The organism is Streptomyces sp. A2-16 (genome assembly GCF_018128905.1).
Classification (GTDB): Bacteria; Actinomycetota; Actinomycetes; order Streptomycetales; family Streptomycetaceae; genus Streptomyces.
In genome coordinates, this window is sequence record NZ_CP063808.1 from 3,309,877 (window position 1) to 3,325,966 (window position 16,090).

General features: G+C 71.7%; 17 protein-coding genes and 2 pseudogenes. 12 read left to right on the forward strand and 7 right to left on the reverse strand.

Going from position 1 to position 16,090, the window contains the following annotated elements; all coding sequences use genetic code 11:
- Positions 1-23: 23 nt before the first annotated feature.
- The 3 genes from IOD14_RS14930 to IOD14_RS14940 all read left to right on the forward strand — a co-directional run bounded on the left by IOD14_RS14930 (position 24) and on the right by IOD14_RS14940 (position 2,077).
- On the forward strand, positions 24-701 hold the full coding sequence (locus tag IOD14_RS14930; protein WP_123993975.1) for a class II aldolase/adducin family protein: 678 nt from the start codon (positions 24-26) through the stop codon (positions 699-701).
- Positions 698-1,636 (forward strand): carbohydrate kinase family protein, encoded by a 939-nt coding sequence (locus tag IOD14_RS14935; RefSeq protein WP_123993974.1) that lies wholly within the window; start codon positions 698-700, stop codon positions 1,634-1,636. The genes IOD14_RS14930 and IOD14_RS14935 overlap by 4 nt, the downstream gene beginning before the upstream one ends.
- A gap of 111 nt (positions 1,637-1,747) precedes the next feature.
- Positions 1,748-2,077 (forward strand): DUF2218 domain-containing protein, encoded by a 330-nt coding sequence (locus IOD14_RS14940; RefSeq protein WP_123993973.1) that lies wholly within the window; start codon positions 1,748-1,750, stop codon positions 2,075-2,077.
- 9 nt (positions 2,078-2,086) lie between these two features.
- Here the strand turns inward: IOD14_RS14940 and IOD14_RS14945 are convergent, their stop codons facing one another.
- From IOD14_RS14945 to IOD14_RS14960, 4 genes are read right to left on the reverse strand one after another with little or no spacing between them, the layout of a single operon-like run.
- The gene (locus IOD14_RS14945; protein ID WP_212670462.1) at positions 2,087-2,623 is read right to left on the reverse strand and encodes an NUDIX hydrolase family protein; all 537 of its coding nucleotides are present in this window, start codon (positions 2,621-2,623) and stop codon (positions 2,087-2,089) included.
- Between the two features lie 33 nt (positions 2,624-2,656).
- Positions 2,657-3,811, reverse strand: a complete 1,155-nt coding sequence (locus tag IOD14_RS14950) for an amidohydrolase family protein (protein WP_212670463.1) — start codon at positions 3,809-3,811, stop codon at positions 2,657-2,659.
- A gap of 2 nt (positions 3,812-3,813) precedes the next feature.
- Positions 3,814-5,217 (reverse strand): glutamine synthetase family protein, encoded by a 1,404-nt coding sequence (locus IOD14_RS14955; RefSeq protein ID WP_123993970.1) that lies wholly within the window; start codon positions 5,215-5,217, stop codon positions 3,814-3,816.
- Positions 5,218-5,256: 39 nt separating this feature from the next.
- A complete protein-coding gene (locus tag IOD14_RS14960) occupies positions 5,257-6,069 on the reverse strand; it encodes an SAM-dependent methyltransferase (protein ID WP_123993969.1) in 813 nt (270 codons plus the stop codon).
- A 161-nt stretch (positions 6,070-6,230) separates the two neighbouring features.
- On the opposite strand from IOD14_RS14960, the gene IOD14_RS14965 reads away from it, so the two are divergent.
- The gene (locus IOD14_RS14965; RefSeq protein ID WP_123993968.1) at positions 6,231-6,686 is read left to right on the forward strand and encodes a potassium channel family protein; all 456 of its coding nucleotides are present in this window, start codon (positions 6,231-6,233) and stop codon (positions 6,684-6,686) included.
- 1 nt (position 6,687) lies between these two features.
- Here the strand turns inward: IOD14_RS14965 and IOD14_RS14970 are convergent.
- A pseudogene (locus tag IOD14_RS14970) lies at positions 6,688-6,891 on the reverse strand (LuxR C-terminal-related transcriptional regulator); the annotation flags it as partial.
- 50 nt (positions 6,892-6,941) lie between these two features.
- Between IOD14_RS14970 and IOD14_RS14975 the strand changes: the two are divergent.
- The 8 genes and pseudogenes from IOD14_RS14975 to IOD14_RS15010 all read left to right on the forward strand — a co-directional run.
- Positions 6,942-7,478, forward strand: a pseudogene (locus IOD14_RS14975) (ATP-binding protein); the annotation flags it as partial.
- A 222-nt stretch (positions 7,479-7,700) separates the two neighbouring features.
- On the forward strand, positions 7,701-8,333 hold the full coding sequence (locus tag IOD14_RS14980; RefSeq protein ID WP_123993967.1) for a cupin domain-containing protein: 633 nt from the start codon (positions 7,701-7,703) through the stop codon (positions 8,331-8,333).
- Positions 8,334-8,385: 52 nt separating this feature from the next.
- Entirely contained in the window at positions 8,386-9,786 is a 1,401-nt protein-coding gene (locus tag IOD14_RS14985) for a M24 family metallopeptidase (RefSeq protein WP_249125915.1), read from the forward strand.
- The gene (locus IOD14_RS14990) at positions 9,773-10,750 is read left to right on the forward strand and encodes a thiamine pyrophosphate-dependent dehydrogenase E1 component subunit alpha (RefSeq protein ID WP_212670464.1); all 978 of its coding nucleotides are present in this window, start codon (positions 9,773-9,775) and stop codon (positions 10,748-10,750) included. Before IOD14_RS14985 ends, IOD14_RS14990 begins: the two co-directional genes overlap by 14 nt.
- A complete protein-coding gene (locus IOD14_RS14995) occupies positions 10,738-11,718 on the forward strand; it encodes an alpha-ketoacid dehydrogenase subunit beta (protein ID WP_123993964.1) in 981 nt (326 codons plus the stop codon). Before IOD14_RS14990 ends, IOD14_RS14995 begins: the two co-directional genes overlap by 13 nt.
- 22 nt (positions 11,719-11,740) lie before the next feature.
- The gene (locus tag IOD14_RS15000; RefSeq protein WP_123993963.1) at positions 11,741-13,087 is read left to right on the forward strand and encodes an amidohydrolase family protein; all 1,347 of its coding nucleotides are present in this window, start codon (positions 11,741-11,743) and stop codon (positions 13,085-13,087) included.
- Positions 13,084-13,956: a cupin domain-containing protein gene (locus IOD14_RS15005; RefSeq protein ID WP_212670465.1), complete on the forward strand. Its 873-nt coding sequence runs from the start codon at positions 13,084-13,086 to the stop codon at positions 13,954-13,956. The genes IOD14_RS15000 and IOD14_RS15005 overlap by 4 nt, the downstream gene beginning before the upstream one ends.
- On the forward strand, positions 13,953-14,642 hold the full coding sequence (locus IOD14_RS15010; RefSeq protein WP_123993961.1) for an SDR family oxidoreductase: 690 nt from the start codon (positions 13,953-13,955) through the stop codon (positions 14,640-14,642). The genes IOD14_RS15005 and IOD14_RS15010 overlap by 4 nt, the downstream gene beginning before the upstream one ends.
- 18 nt (positions 14,643-14,660) lie before the next feature.
- On the opposite strand, the gene IOD14_RS15015 is transcribed toward IOD14_RS15010, so the two are convergent.
- Both IOD14_RS15015 and IOD14_RS15020 read right to left on the reverse strand, forming a co-directional pair.
- Positions 14,661-15,455: an SAM-dependent methyltransferase gene (locus IOD14_RS15015; protein ID WP_123993960.1), complete on the reverse strand. Its 795-nt coding sequence runs from the start codon at positions 15,453-15,455 to the stop codon at positions 14,661-14,663.
- Positions 15,456-15,725: 270 nt separating this feature from the next.
- A complete protein-coding gene (locus IOD14_RS15020; RefSeq protein WP_212670466.1) occupies positions 15,726-16,058 on the reverse strand; it encodes a DUF3140 domain-containing protein in 333 nt (110 codons plus the stop codon).
- Positions 16,059-16,090 lie beyond the last annotated feature (32 nt).

A 16,090-nucleotide genomic window follows, 5' to 3' on the forward strand; every position in this document is an offset into this window, starting at 1 on the left:
AGGTTTAGGTTAGCGTCGCGCGCATGACCGACTCAAGCCCGGTGCTGAGCGAGGAACGGGCCGCCGTGGCCGACGCCTGCCGCCGTCTGGGGGCGGAGGGTCTGCTCATCGGTACGGCGGGCAACGTCAGCGTGCGCGTCGAGGACCGGGTGGCGATCACCGCGACCGGCGCGGTCCTCGCCGAACTCACCCCGGACCAGGTGACCGTCGTCGACCTCGACGGGGAGATCGTGGCCGGCGGCCTGCTGCCCACCTCCGAACTCGACCTCCACCTCGGTGTCTACCGCCGCTACGGCACCACCGCCGTCGTGCACACCCACGCCCCGATGGCCACCGCCCTCTCCCTCGTCCTCGACGAACTGCCCTGTATCCACTACCAGTTGCTCGCCCTCGGCGGCACCGTCCGAGTCGCTCCGTACGCCACCTTCGGCACCCCGCAACTCGCCGAGTCGGTCCTCACCGCACTGGAGGGGCGGGGCGCCGCCCTGATGGCCAACCATGGCGCGGTCACCCACGCCCCGACCCTCGACAAGGCGGTCGAGCACGCGCTCCTGCTGGAGTGGGCCTGCGGTGTGTACCAGCGAGCGGCCGTCCTCGGGAAGCCGCGTGCCCTCGACGAACAGCAGCAGATCGCGGTGATCGAGGCCGCCCTCGCCCGCAACTACGGCACCACGCAAACCGCACAGGAGGGAACCCGATGAAGGCTCAGAACGTCGTCACCATGGGTGTGCACGTGCTGGACGTGCTGGTCCGGCCGGTCGAGGAGATACCCGAGGGCCAGGGCGCGACGCTGGTCGAGGACATCCGCATGACCGCGGCCGGCACGGCCGCCGGCACCGCCCTGACCCTCGCCAAGCTGGGTGCCTCGGTGCGCACCGCCGGCGCGATCGGCACCGACGCGACCGGCGACCTGCTCACCCGGCTCCTCGACAAGGCGGGGATCGACACCGGCCTGCTCGTCCGCCGCGTCGACACCTCCACCTCCGCGACGGTCCTGCCCATCCGCCCCAACGGTGACCGCCCCACGCTCCACCTGCTCGGCGCCAACATCACCTACGGACTCGACGACGTGCCCTGGGACGCGGTCGCCGAGGCGAGCCACCTGCACCTCGGAGGCCCCGAGCTGATCGGCGCCGACGTCGCCGCACGCATCCTGGCGCACGCCAAGGAGCACGGCGTGGTGACCTCGGTGGACCTCCTCGCCCCGGGCTACCTCGGCACCTTCGACCAGATCGAACCGCTGCTCCCGCACATCGACTTCCTGCTTCCCAACGACGACCAGGTCCTCGGCTTCAGCGAGGAGGAGGACCTCGTCGCCGGCGCGAAGAGGTTCCTGGCCGGCGGGGTGGGCCTGGTCGCGGTCACCCGCGGCGGTGACGGCGCCCTCCTGGTCACCGCCGAGGGCACGGAGACGGTCCCCGCCTTCGCGGTCGACGTCGTCGACACCACCGGCTGCGGCGACGCCTTCTCCGCGGGATTCCTCCGCGGCATGGGCCTGGGCCGCACCCCGCGCGAGGCGGCGATCCTCGGCAGCGCAGCGGCGGCACTGGTGGCGCAGGGACTGGGCAGCGACCACGGCGACTTCGACCTGGCGGAGGCCGACGAGTTCTCCATGACGAGCAAGGTTCGCTCCTGACCGGCGCACCTGCCGTGCGGTCGGCGAGGAGCGCGGTGGAATGGGCGTGGGGCGCCCGGTGTTGCGGCAGCATCGAGTCAGTACCGCGCCACCGCACTCCTGGGAGTTCCCATGCCCCGCTCCGAAGCCCGCGTCGCCACCGACCGCCCGCACCGCTACGCCAAGCAGCTCGCCTCGCACCTCGGCCGCCGCTCCACGACCAGCTGGGACGAGGACAGCGGTGAGGGCAGCCTGCTCTTCCAGAACGGAGGCAAGGGCTCCCTCACCGCCACCGAGGGCGCACTGCTGCTGACGCTGGAGACGGAGTCCGAGCACCTCGATCTCCTGGAGGGCGTCGTCGGCAGCCACCTGGTCCGCTTCGGCACCAAGGACGAACTCGTCGTCGAGTGGACCCGGGACGGCGGCACGCCCGGAACGATTCAGCGCAAGGACACCGACTGACGGACGACCTCAGATCGCGCAGCCCACATGGGCCAGCGCCTGCTTGAGCAGCACCCCGTGACCGCCGGGCATCTCGCTCTCCACCGCCGGGGACAGAGCCTCCTGCGGGCTGAACCACACCAGGTCCAGGGCGTCCTGGCGGGGCCGGCAGTCGCCGGTCACCGGCACGACGTAGGCGAGCGAGACCGCGTGCTGACGCGGGTCGTGGTACGGAGTGACCCCCTGGGTGGGGAAGTACTCCGCCACCGTGAACGGCTGCAGGGAGGACGGGATCCGGGGCAGGGCCACCGGTCCCAGGTCCTTCTCCAGGTGGCGCAGCAGCGCGTCCCGGACCCGCTCGTGGTGCAGAACGCGGCCGGAGACCAGCGTCCGGCTGACCGTTCCGTCGGGTCCGATGCGCAGCAGCAGGCCGACGCTGGTGACTTCGCCGCTGTCGTCGACGCGCACGGGCACGGCCTCGACGTACAGGATGGGCATCCGGGCGCGCGCCTGCTCGAGATCGTCGGCGCTCAGCCAGCCGGGCGTGGTATCGGTCAAGTCAGACATTGCTAGATCATACTTTCCGGGGACGGCGGGCGCTCAGTCGCGCTCGCCTGGTGGGACGGGGGCCGGGGCAGGAAGTCCGTAGAGGCGGCGGGCGTTGTCCCCGCTCGTCCAGGCCACGACGCGCAGCGCGTCCGGCAGGCTCAGTTCGTCGGTGTCCACCCGCTCCTGCAGCAGAGCGGCCAGTCCCTGCCGGAACGACAGCGCGCCGAGCAGATGGAACTCGGCCACTCCGTACGCGTCGGAGCTGTACAGGAGCTTGCGGAACGGCGTGATCTCCAGGGCCTCCGCCAGGATCGCCCGGGACCGCGCGGGCCCGACGTGGTGCAGGGTGAGCCCCACGTCCAGGTACACCTGCTCGAACACCGCGGCCAGATAGGCGGCCTGCCGCTGATAGGGCCAGCAGTGCAGCAGCAGGACCGGGATCGTGCCCGTGGTCAGGTGCAGCCAGTCCGTGAGGTGGGTCGGGTCCACGCGGTGCATCCGGATGTCGCTGTCGCCGAACCCGGTGTGCAGCTGCAGGGGCAGCCCCAGGTCCACGGCGGTCCACAGCAGATGCCGTACGAGCACCGGATCGGCCAGTCGTCCGCCGCGGGCCAGCCAGTCCGCGGCGGCACGGGTGACCTCCGGGTCCGAGGGGCGGACCGGATCCAGGTCGAAACCGGTGCGGTAGGCGGCCACCGACTTCACGGCCACCACATCCGGCCGCCCCACCGCCTCCAGAGCGGCCGCGCGGAACACGTCCGCGTACGCGTCCGGCTCCACGCCCCGCGCCGCCACCGTCTCCGCCACGCTCTCCAGCCGTACGACCTCGTAGGCACGCCCGCCCGCGATGCCGGCCAGCTCCCCGGGCGAGGTGATGCGGTCGGGCGCGTACCCGGTGTCCACGCAGAACACGTCGGTGCCCGCCGCGGTCAGGAAGCGGCGGTTGACCTCGCGCGGGCCGAGTTCCGCGCGGCGGGCCAGATAGACGTCGGGCGGCGCGTGGCGGGGCAGGTCCAGCAGGGGTGCGCAGTGCCGGCGGACCGCGACCCCGACCGGGCTGTCGAAGGGTGAGACACCCGGCCAGGCCTCGCCCTCGGTGAGCAACGACTCGAAGCCAGCCCGGTCGAGTGCGTCGGTGACGACCCCGTGGCAGTGGTGGTCCACCAGCCGGGCGGCGGCGAGGGCGTCGTGGACGGGTCCGCTCATGCTCAGTACTTCCAGCGGTACGCCGCCGCGATCTGCTCGTCGTCCAGCTCGGCCACACAGTCGCTCTCCGCGAAGCGCACGGCGACCACGGCGTCGGCGAGCACCGGACCCAGGGCGGCCCGCAGCTGTTCGTCGGCGCGGAACGCCCTGACCGACTGGGAGAGGGAGGTCGGAAGCCGACGCACCCCCATGGCGGCGGCTCTCTCCGGGGCGAGCAGCGCCGGGTCGCCGGTGATCTCCGCGGGCAGCGGCAGGGCCGAGGTCAGCCCGTCGAGCCCGGCGGCGATGAGACCGGTCAGCGCGAGATACGGGTTCGCAGCCAGGTCGACCGGTTTCAGCTCCAGGTTCGCGGCCCGGTCGGTCAGGCCCGCCGTGCCGGTGACGATCCGGACGGCCGCCTCCCGGGTCTCCCGGCCCCAGGCGGTGAACACCCCGGCCCACTGGGACGGTTTGAGCCGCAGATAGCTCGCCGGGCTCGGGGCGGTCAGGGCCGCGAGCCCGTGCAGATGCGCCAGGACTCCCGCGACGAACGACTCGGCCTCGCGCGTCATGCCGTACCGGCCCTTGCCGCTGGAGTGCAGGTTCACGCCCCCGCGCCAGGCGGAGAGGTGGAGATGGCCGCCGTTGCCGACGCCCTCCGCGAAGACCGCCGGGGCGAAGGACACGACGAGCCCGTGCCGCTGGGCGACCGCACGGATCGTCTGCCGGACGAGGACGCTGACGTCGGCCGCCGCCACCGGGTCCAGGGCACCCGTCGAGATCTCGAACTGCCCGGCCGCGTACTCGGGATGGAGCTGCTCCACCTCGATGCCCTGCTCGGCGCAGGCCGCGAGCAGGTCGGCCGCGTAGTCGCTCAGTTCCACCTGCCGGGTGGCGCCGTACGCCGGCCCCGACACCGCGGGCACGAAGTCGCCGTCCGCCACCGGGCCCCGGCCCACCGCCCACTCGATCTCGATGCCCGCCTCGAAGGTGATCCCGTGCCGCTCGGCGGCCTCGCCGACGATCCGCCTGAGGACCGTGCGGGAGCAGCCCGGATGCCGCCCGCCCTCCTGCGTGATCCGGTCGACCGGCGCCCACGCCCAGCCGGGCTGCCCGGCCAGGGCCACGACCCGGTCGAGATCGGGATAGAGGCGCAGATCGCCGTCGGGGGAGCCCAGGGTGTCGGTGGTGACGATCGAGTCGTTCGCCAGGAACGTGTCGAACACCGGCGACATGCCCACGCCCCAGGCCGCGGCGGAGGGCAGCTTCGCCGTCGGGACCGTCTTCACCCGGCAGATGCCCGCGGTGTCGACATAGGCCAGGACCACGCCGTGCACGCCCTTCGCGGACAGCTCCTTGCTCAGCGCGGTGGCCCGGTCCACGTCACCGGGACGGCCGCCGGGGACGGGGTCGGCAAGGGTGGTCATACGTCCTCCACGACGGGCTCGGCCGGATCGGATCCCGCGTCAGCGTTTCACGGCCACCGCGCCGTACTGAGGCACCACGGCCGGGGAGTCCGCCTCGGCACGCCACTGCGAGCAGGAGACCAGTCCCGGTTCGAGGAGGTCCAGCCCCTCGAAGAACGTGGCGATGTCCTCGCCGCTGCGGGCCGTGATCGGCGGAGTGGCGTTCTCGTTCCAGAACTTCATGGCGGGGATCTGGCCCTCGCCGCCGAGGTCGGCGTCGAAGGTGGGGTGCGTCAGGGCGAGGTGGCTGCCGGCCGGCATCGCGGCCATGACCTCGCGCGCGATCCTGCGCGCCTCGTCGGTGTCGAGGACGAAGTTGAGGATGCCGAGCATCATCACCGCGACCGGCTTGGTGAAGTCCAGGGTCTGCGCGGCGCGTTCGAGGATGGCCGCCGGGTCGTGGACGTCGGCGTCGATGTAGTCGGTGACGCCCTCGTGGGTGCTGGTCAGCAGGGTGCGGGCGTGGACGAGGACGATCGGGTCGTTGTCGACGTAGACGATCCGGGCGTCCGGCGCGATGCGCTGGGCGATCTCGTGGGTGTTGTCCACCGTCGGCAGCCCGGTGCCGATGTCGAGGAACTGCCGGATGCCCTGCTCCTCGGCGAGGAAGCGCACCGAGCGGCCCAGGAACCAGCGGTCCGCGCGGGCGATCTCCCGGATGATCGGGAACATCCCGGCGACATGGTCGCCGACCCGCTGGTCGACCTCGTAGTTGTCCTTGCCGCCGATCCAGTAGTTCCACACGCGCGCGTTGTGCGCCACACCTGTGTTCAGCCTCGCCGACGTGCCCGACGGGGTGTGGCTCTCGCTCACGACTGTGCTCCTTCTCGCGCCTGCGACCGTTGCCGCCATTGTGCCGTCCGATGATCAGCTTGTCCCGGAAAACGGCGACCTGAACGCCCCGTCCGAGATGCTTCCAGCTCCTGGGACGGCGAAACTTGCCGGGTACGGACCCCTCGGCGCGAGGAGTGCACATGCTGCCCGGATTCCTCACCAGGGCGGTCGGGTTGCTGCTGGGCCGGGAAGGACGCTCGCTCCATCTGAAGGCGGCGGGCGGCGCCACGGTCGCACTGCTCGTCGTCATGCTCCTCGGTTCCTGGGCGGTCGTCGCCGCCGAGGACGGGGCGCGGGGCGCCAATCTGACCTCGTACCCGAAGGCCCTGTGGTGGTCGGTGGAGACCGCGACCACCGTCGGATACGGCGACTTCTTCCCGGTGACCTGGTGGGGCCGGGTCGTCGGCGCGGTCGTCATGGTCGTCGGGATCACGACGTACGGCATGGTCACCGCGGCCCTCGCGACGTGGTTCGTGGCGCGGGAGCAGAAGCGGCGGAACGGACTCCACCAGGTCGGAGCCGAGACCCTGCACGCCCTGCACGAGCGCTTCGACCGGCTGGAGGAACTGCTGGGCGGGGCGAAGAAGAAGAGGTGACTCAGCTGTCCGGTCGGGCGAGGCCGCGCTGCCACGCCCAGGCCGCGATCTCCACGCGGTTCCGGGCGGCCAGCTTGAGCTGAATGCTGGAGAGGTGGGTCTTGACCGTCGAGAGCGAGACGAACAACTCGGCGGCGATCTCGGCGTTCGTGCGGCCGAGGGAGACCAGGCGGACCACGTCGAGCTCACGGTCGGTCAGGGGCTCGGTGACCGGCGCGGGGCGGGCCGCGACGACCGGAGCGGGTGCCGGGTCCGGCCCGCATGATGGCGGACACCGCCGCCGACGAACTCGATCCCGTCCTCGCCGGCATCGAGCGGGCCGCGACCGAGGCGTTGGCGTCGATGCGCCGCACGGTCGGCGTGCTGCGTGACACCGACGACGCGGCCGACCGCCGCCCGGTGGGCGACCTCGCGGGCATCGCCGGTCTCATCGACGGCTTCGCGAGCCCCCTGCAGAAGGCCACCCTGCACCGCGGGACCTCGGTGCCCGACGACCTTCCGCACGAGGTGCAGGCGGCCGCCTTCCGGGTGGTGCAGGAAGCCCTGGCCAACGTACGGCGGCACGCGGGCGACGCCACCCAGGTGACCGTCGGGCCGGGCTGCGAAGGGGGCCGGCTCGAGGTGTCCGTGTCCGACGACGGACGCGGCGGCAGCCAGCTGCCCCCCGCGGCGCACGGCGGCGGCTTCGGCCTGGTCGGCCTGAAGGAGCGCGTGACGGCCCTGGGCGGCGAACTGCACGCGGGGCCGAGGGTGGAGTACGGGTGGGAGGTGCGGGCGGTGTTTCCTGCGTGAGGCGGGGTCTGGGCCGGGTGCCTGGCCGCCCGCGTCACTCCGGCAGGGCTGCCGTGAGCGTCGGCGAGGCACTGCCTGCATCACCGGGACACTCCCCCCGCGACACCCGGGGCGGCCCCCCGCCGGTAGGCGTGCCGCGCGCTATCCCGCCAGGGACCTGGCGCCCTTTCCCGAGTGGGGGCCCGAGTTGTTCAATGGGGCTGCACATGAGAGGAGCCCGCCGTGTCCCCTGCCCCCGTGCCGTCCGTCGGCGCGCGCATCCGGCAGGCGCGTCTGGAGCGGGGTCTGGGCCTGCGCGCCCTGGCCCGCGAGGTCGGCGTCTCCGCGAGCCTGGTCTCCCAGATAGAGACCGGGAAGAGCCAGCCATCGGTCAGCACCCTCTACGCCATCACCACCGCTCTCGACATCTCCGTCGAATCCCTCTTCGAGGGTCGGGAGGCAGTCGCGGCGGCGAGTCCAGCCACCGTCGTGCACGCCCTGGCGGCCTTCGCCGCCGACCCGGGCCGCCGTATCGGTCCCCTGGTCACGCCAGGTGAGCGGGAAGTGCTGGAGCTGGACTCCGGCGTGGTGTGGGAGCGCCTGGGGCACGTCCCCGGCACGGACGTCGACTTCCTGCTCGTCACCTATCGGCCCGGCGGCGCCTCCTCCGGCTCGGGCGGCCTGATGCGGCACGCAGGCACCGAGTACGGCTACCTGACCGAGGGTGAACTCGTCCTCACCCTCGGCTTCGACGAGCAGGTCCTGCACCCCGGCGACGCCGTCTGCTTCGAGTCGACGACCCCCCACCGCTACCGCAACGACGGCGCCGAGCCCGCCGTGGGTGTGTGGTTCGTGGCAAGCCAATGTGTTCAGTGACACTTGACACTCCCCGTGGACGGTCGTTGACTCGTTGGTGGGGGTGGTCGCGATGGCGATCCGCACTTACGGCCCCAATGCCGTCGACTGGGAAGAGCGCGTCGACCTGGACCGGCTGCGCAGGCAACGCCTGGCCCGGCTCCATGACACCCTGAACCGTTCCGAACTGGGCGCCGTGCTCAGCTTCGACTTCGCCAACATCCGCTACATGACCGCCACGCACATCGGCACCTGGGCGATGGACAAGCTGATCCGCTTCGCCCTGCTGGTCCGCGGCGGCGAACCGGTCGTCTGGGACTTCGGCTCCGCGGCCCGCCACCACCAGCTCTACAACCCGTGGCTCGACTACAGCGACGGCAAGGGCGGGCCGCCCACCGGAGCACGCGCCGGCATCTCCACCCTGCGCGGCGCCTTCCACCCCGACGCCGGGATCGCCGAGGACGTCGCCGCGAAGATCGCCGCCGAACTCCGTGCGCACGGTCTGGCCGGCGAGCCGCTCGGCGTCGACGTGGCCGAGATGCCCGTCCTCGCCGCCCTGCGTGCCGAGGGCATCGACGTCGTCGACGGGCAGCAGCTCTTCCTGGAGGCCCGCCGCATCAAGACCGGCGACGAGATCTCCCTGCTCTCCCAGGCCTGCGCGATGGTCGACGCGGCCTACGAGGAGCTCTACGCCCACCTGCGTCCCGGCATCCGCGAGAACGAGTGCGTCGGCCTCGTCAGCAAGGTGCTCTACGACCTCGGCAGCGAGTACGTCGAAGGCGTCAACGCCATCTCGGGAGAGCGCTGTTCACCGCACCCGCACGTCTACAGCGACCGCCTGATCCGCCCCGGCGACCCCGCGTTCTTCGACATCCTGCACAGCCATCTCGGCTATCGGACCTGCTACTACCGCACGTTCGCCGTCGGCAGCGCCTCCCGTGCGCAACGGGACGCCTACGTCCGCTGCCGGGAGTACATGGACCAGGCGATCTCGCTCGTCCGGCCGGGCGCCACGACCGCCGACATCGTCCAAGTGTGGCCGCGCGCCGAGGAGTTCGGCTTTGCCGACGAGACCGCCGCCTTCGCCCTCCAGTACGGCCACGGTGTGGGCCTGTCCATCTGGGAGAAGCCCATCTTCAGCCGTCTGGTCTCCCTCGACCACCCCGAGGTGCTCGAAGAGGGCATGGTGTTCGCCCTGGAGACCTACTGGCCCGCGGCCGACGGCTGGTCCGCCGCCCGGATCGAGGAAGAACTGGTCGTCACCGCCGACGGCTGCGAGGTCATCACCAAGTTCCCCGCCGAGGAACTCCTGGTCGCGGGCCGCAAGTACTGGACGGTGGGCGGCGAGCTCAACACCGCCCGCGAGGCGCAGTCCCACCTGAACACCGGGACCGCGAAAGGACAGCGGGGGACCGCGGAAGCACGCCAGGAGACCGCGGACGGACACCGGGGGACCGGCGATGGACACCGCTGAACTCCTCGCACGGTACGAGCAGATGGCTCTCATCCGCCGTACCGAGAAGGCCGCCCACGACCTGTTCCTCCAGGGCCTCGTCAAGGGCACCACCCACCTCGCCGCCGGTCACGAGGCGATCGCCGTGGGGGCGAGCGCCGCCCTGCGCGACGACGACTACGTCTTCGCCACCTACCGCGGCCACCACCACGCGATGGCACGGGGGGCCACCCCCGAGGAGTGCCTCGCCGAACTCATGAGCAGGGCAACGGGATTGTGCGGGGCCAAGGGCGGCTCCATGCACCTCACGAAGGCCGCGACGAACATGCTCGGCTCCTACGCCATCGTCGGCGCCCACCTCCCCATGGCGGTCGGCGCTGCCTGGTCGGCGAGGCTGCGCGGCACCGGACAGGTCGCGGTCGCCTTCTTCGGGGACGGCGCCACCAACATCGGTGCCTTCCACGAGGCCCTGAACCTGGCCGCCGTGTGGAAGCTGCCGGTGCTGTTCGTCTGCGAGAACAACCTGTACATGGAGTACACGCCGATCGCCGACGTGACGGCGGTGGCCCGGCCCGCCGCCGACCGGGCTTCCGCGTACGGCATCCCCGGCGAGGTCGTCGACGGCAACGACGTCGTCTCCGTGCAGGAGACGGTGGCAGGGCTGGCGGGGCGGGCCCGGGCAGGAGACGGGCCCGCCGTGCTGGAGGCCGAGACCTACCGCCACTTCGGGCACAGCCGGACCGATCCGGCGACCTACCGTCCGGCCGAGGAGGTCGAACGCTGGCTCAAGCACGACCCGTTGGACATCGCGCGCGGACGGCTCGTCGAGGCCGGGGTGCCCGAGGAGACGGTCACCGCGGCCGACGAGCGCGCCCAGGAAGTCGTACGGCAGGCGGTCGAGGCGGCGAAGAGCGCTCCGCCGCCCGATCCGCGGGAGGCCTTCACCGACGTGTGGGCGGACGGGGGCGCGGCATGGCGGACGTGATCACGTACCGGGAGGCGGTCGCCGAGGGCATCGCGCGGGAGATGCGGCGCGATCCGTCCGTCGTGTGCCTCGGGGAGGACATCGGTGCGGCGGGCGGGGTGTTCAAGACGACCGCCGGGCTGTTCAAGGAGTTCGGGCCGGAGCGGGTGTGGGACACGCCGATCTCCGAACAGGCCATCGTGGGCGCGGCGATGGGCGCCGCGATGACCGGGATGCGGCCGGTCGCGGAGATCATGTTCTCGGACTTTTTGGCCTGTTGTTGGGACTACCTCGCCAACGAGATACCCAAGGTGCGTTACATGACGGGTGGTCAGGTCACCGTGCCCCTCGTCGTTCGCACCGCCAACGGCGGCGGGCTCGGTTTCGGCGCCCAGCACTCGCAGGCCACGGAGAACTGGGCCCTGACCGTGCCCGGGCTGAGGATCGCCGCACCCTCGACTCCCGCGGACGTCGTCGGGATGATGGCGGCGGCGATCCGCAGCGACGACCCGGTGGTGTTCTTCGAGCACAAGGGGCTGCTGGCCACCAAGGGCCCGCCACCGCCGCCGGAGCACCTGGTCGAGCTCGGGCGTGCGGCCGTCGTCCGCGGTGGCGCGGACGTGACGCTGGTGGCACTCGCCTCGATGGTGCCGGTCGCCCTCAAGGCCGCGGAACGGCTCGCCGAGGAGGACATCGACGTCGAGGTCCTCGACCTGCGCTCGCTCGTGCCGCTCGACACGGCCACCGTGCTCGCCTCGCTCGGCCGGACCTCCCGGCTGGTCGTCGTCGAGGAGAACCCCTACCAGGGCGGCTGGGGCGCGACCCTCGTCTCCGTCGTCGCCGACGAGGGCTTCGGGCTGCTGGACGCGCCGGTGCGACGGGTGGCGGGGGAGTGCGTGCCGCTGCCCTTCGCGGACGTTCTGGAGGAGCAGGTCATCCCCACTGTCGACAAGGTCGTGGCGGCCGTCAGGAGCCTGGCCGCGTACTGAACACCCCTGAGGAGGAAGCGCGATGACCCATCGGATACTCCTTCGTGCCGGGCATGTGCTCTCGATGGATCCCGCGGTCGGGGACCTGCCGAAGGGTGACGTCCTGATCGAGGACGGCAGGATCGCGGCCGTCGACCGTGAGATCAGCGCGGACGCGGAAGTCCTCGACATGAGCGGCCGTATCGTGATCCCCGGTTTCGTCGACACCCACCGCCACACGTGGGAGGCCTCGATCCGCAACGTGGCCCCCGACGCCACCCTCGACGACTACTTCGTCGACATCCTCGACACCTTCGCCCCCCTCTACACACCCGAGGACGTCTACGCGGCCAACCTCGCGGGCGCCCTGGAGTGCCTCAACGCCGGCATCACCACGCTCGTGGACTGGTCCCACATCAACAACACGCCCGAGCACCCGGACGCGGCGATCCGGGCCCTCACGGAGACCGGCATCCGCGCGCAGTACGCGTACGGCAGCGCCAACACGTCCCTCGCCGACTACTGGTTCGAGAGCAAGATCGCGATCCCGGGCGACGACGTCCGCCGTGTCCGCTCCGAGTACTTCTCCTCCGGCGACGGGCTGCTCACCCTCGCCCTCGCCACCCGCGGCCCCGGGTTCTGCGTCAACGACGTCGTCGCCTCCGAATGGGCCCTCGCCCGCGAGCTGGACATCCCGATCACCGTGCACGTGGCCATGGGCCGCCTCGCCGGCCGCTTCGGCATGGTCAAGCAGCTCCACGACCTCGGACTGCTCGGCCCCGACACCACCTACATCCACTGCTGCTACTTCAGCGAGGAGGAATGGCGGCTGGTCGCCGACAGCGGCGGTACGGTCTCCATCGCGCCGCAGGTGGAGATGCAGATGGGGCACGGCTGGCCGCCCGTGATGAAGGCGATCGAGCACGGACTGCGCCCCTCCCTGAGCATCGACGTGGTCACCACCGTGCCCGGCGACATGTTCACCCAGATCCGCGCGGCCTTCGGCGGCGAGCGCGCCCGCGTCAACGCGGACAGCTGGCAGGCCGATGTCCCCGTCCCCGAAACGATGCTGACGGCACGTCAGATGCTGGAGATCGCCACCCGCAACGGCGCCCACGTCGCCGGCCTGGAGGACCGCACCGGCTCCCTCACTCCCGGCAAACGCGCGGACGTCGTCGCGATCGACGCAACCGCCCTCAATGTGGCGCCCGTTCATGACGCGGCCGCCGCGGTGGCTCTCAGCGCCGACGTGTCCAACGTCGAGACCGTCATCGTCGACGGCGTCGTCCGCAAGCGCGACGGCAGGCTGACCGCCGACGTGTCGCGTGCCCGGCGCCTGGTCGAGGAGTCCCGCGACCGGCTGCTGGCCGCGAAGGAGGCCCGGGCGTGACGCGACACCTGGTGCGCAGGGCCGCCGACCTCCCGCAGCCGTCGTACGACGAACACGGTTACCGGCGAAGGGAGTTGGTCGGTGAGGGCGACGGCAGCTCGCACACCGGTTTCGGGGTGTGCGAGCTGCGCCCCGACGGGAGCCTCGCGGCCCACGTGCACTCGTACGAGGAGAGCTTCCACGTCCTGGACGGGACCGTGGTCCTCGAGGTGCCCGAGGGCTCGTACCTGCTGGAGGAGGGCGACTACGGCCTCCTCCCGACCGGCGTCCCGCACGTCTGGCGGGGCGCCGGGGACACCGTCGCCCGCTGGGCGGACATGCTCGCGCCGGTACCGAGGGCCCGGTACGGCCACGACACCCAGGCGGTCCCGTCGTGGCCGTCGCGCCCGCCCGTCCGCATCGACGTGCGCGACCCGCGCACCCGGTCCTTCGGTCACTTCGAACCCGCCCAGATGGACCCCGGCAAGCAGTCCCAGGACCTGCTCGCGGTGTCGGCGAGCATGCGGACCGCGCTGCTCGTCTACAGCGGGATCACCGTGAAGATGATGGTCGACGGCGACCTCGGCGCGGTGGCCTCGACGATGTTCATGGTGCAGTACGCGCCGGACGGCGTCGCGGGCACGCACGACCACCCCTTCGAGGAGACCTATCTGTTCCTCGAAGGGGAGGCGGACGCGGTCTTCGACGGCGACCGCTACCGGCTCGGTCCGGGCGACTGCGCCTGGGCGGGCGCCGGTTGTGTGCACGGCTTCTCCAACGCCGGTCACGGACCGCTGCGTTGGCTGGAGACACAGGCTCCGCAGCCGCCGGTACGGCACTCCTACCGGTTCACGCGGGACTGGGAGTACCTGAGGGAGGCGTCCCGATGAGCGGCGTGGTCGTGATCGGCGGAACCGCGGGCATCGGGCGGGAGTTCGCCCGAGTGCGGGCCGAGCGCGGCGACGAGGTGGTGATCACCGGGCGGGACGCCCACCGCACCGACACCGCGGCCAAGGAGATCGGTGCCCGCGGACTCGCTCTGGACCTCGCCCGGCCCAAGACGGTCGCGGACGCGCTGAGCGACGTGGGGACCGTCGACCACCTGGTGATCGCCGGTGTCTCCCGCGACGAGAACCGGGTGAGCGCGTACGACATCGACGCCGCCGTCCACCTCGTCACGCTCAAGCTCGTCGGCTACACCGCCGTCGTGCACGCCCTGCGGTCCCGGCTGCACGACGACAGCGCCATCGTGCTCTTCGGCGGTCAGGCCAAGGAGCGGCCCTACCCGGGGGCGACGACCGTGGCGACCGTCAACGCCGGGGTGAGAGGGCTGACGCACAGCCTGGCCGTCGAACTGGCCCCCGTACGGGTCAATGCGATCCATCCCGGAGTGGTGGGGGACAGCCCCTACTGGCGGGCCAAACCCGAGCAGGTCCTGGCCGACCTGCGGGCCAGGACCCCCACGGGACGGCTCGCGACCGTCGCCGACGTGGTGGACGCCGTGGACTTCCTGTTGCGCAACAACTCGGTCAACGCCGTGGAGTTGAGCGTGGACGGGGGCTGGCTGCTGGGGTGAAGGCCGGTTCCGGGAGGCTCAGCGCTTGACGCCGACCGCCCCGTACAGCGACACGAGCTCGCCGTCCTCCCGCTCGTCCGGACGCCACCGCGACAGGGACACGATCCCCGGCTCCAGCACCTCGAGCCCCTTGAAGAGTCGGCTCACCTCGCCGTGCGAGCGGGCCACCAGGGTCACCCCGCTCGCCGTGTAGGCCGCGATGCCCGCGTTGACCTTCTCCGGATCGAAGTCCGCCGTCATCGCCGACAGCACCAGACAACTGCCGGGCGCCAGCGCGTCGAGCAGCGTGTCCACCAGCTCCTGGGCGCCGTCCTCGTCGGAGATGAAGTGCAGCAGCGCGACCAGTGACAGCGCGACGGGCTGCTCGAAGTCGAGGACGGCGGAGGCGCCCTGCAGGATGCGCCGCGGCTCGCGGGCGTCGGCCTGGAGGTAGTGGGTGGCCCCCTCCGGGGAGCCGTGCAGCAGGGCCGCCGCGTGCGCGAGGACGATCGGGTCGTTGTCGACGTACACGATCCGGGCGTCCGGTACGGCGGACTGGGCGATCTGGTGCAGGTTGGGCTCGGTGGGGATGCCGGAGCCGATGTCGAGGAACTGGCGGATTCCCGCCTCCCGTACGACGGTCCGCGTGGCCCGCTCCATGAACCGGCGGTTGGCACGCGCCTGCCGGGGGGCGTCCCCTCGCGCGGTGATCTGCCGTCCGAGCTCCTCGTCGACCGGGTAGTTGTCCTTCCCGCCGAGGAACCAGTCGTACACCCGGGCCGGATGCGGCCTGCTCGTGTCGATCCGACGTCCGGCCGACTCGGTCCCGGTCACACGAAGCTCCCCTGCTCGACAAGATGTGCGAGCAGTGTGCCATGGCACCGGGCGCGGCGCAGACAGTCCTCGGCCACCTCGTCGTCGATCGCCGACCGCACCCAACGCGGCTGCCGGGAAGGCGGGTTGGATGTGCCGGGGCAGAGAAAGGGACAGCTTCAGCAGCCGTTGCAACGGCTGCTGAAGCTGTCGTTCAGTGTGATGCCCGCATGCGCGGCATCGTTCGTCCGTGCGCGCCGAGCAGTTCCCGTACGACGCGCACGGCCCGGGTCACCGCCTGAGCGGGTCGTGTCCGACGGACATCAGCCGGTGCCGGCGGAGGGTCTCCTCGGCCTCGGGCTCCTTCTCCACGTCGGCCTCCGCGGTGACGGTGTCCACGACCTCGTACATGACTTCGATGTCGTCGTCGGTCAGGTCCGTGCGCCGCTTCTGGAGGATCGCGAGGACATGCTGCCCGGTCGGCTCACCCGCGTGCTCCGGCAGCGGTTCCGAGGACTCGTCGGCGTCGCTGACCCGCAGCCAGGCGGCCAGTTCCTGCGAGGTCATGTTCACCGCGCGGTGGAAGTCCTCCCACAGCGCGTCGAGTTCGAGGGCGTCGATCATCGCATGCGCCTTTCCGTGGGTGCTTCGCGCCG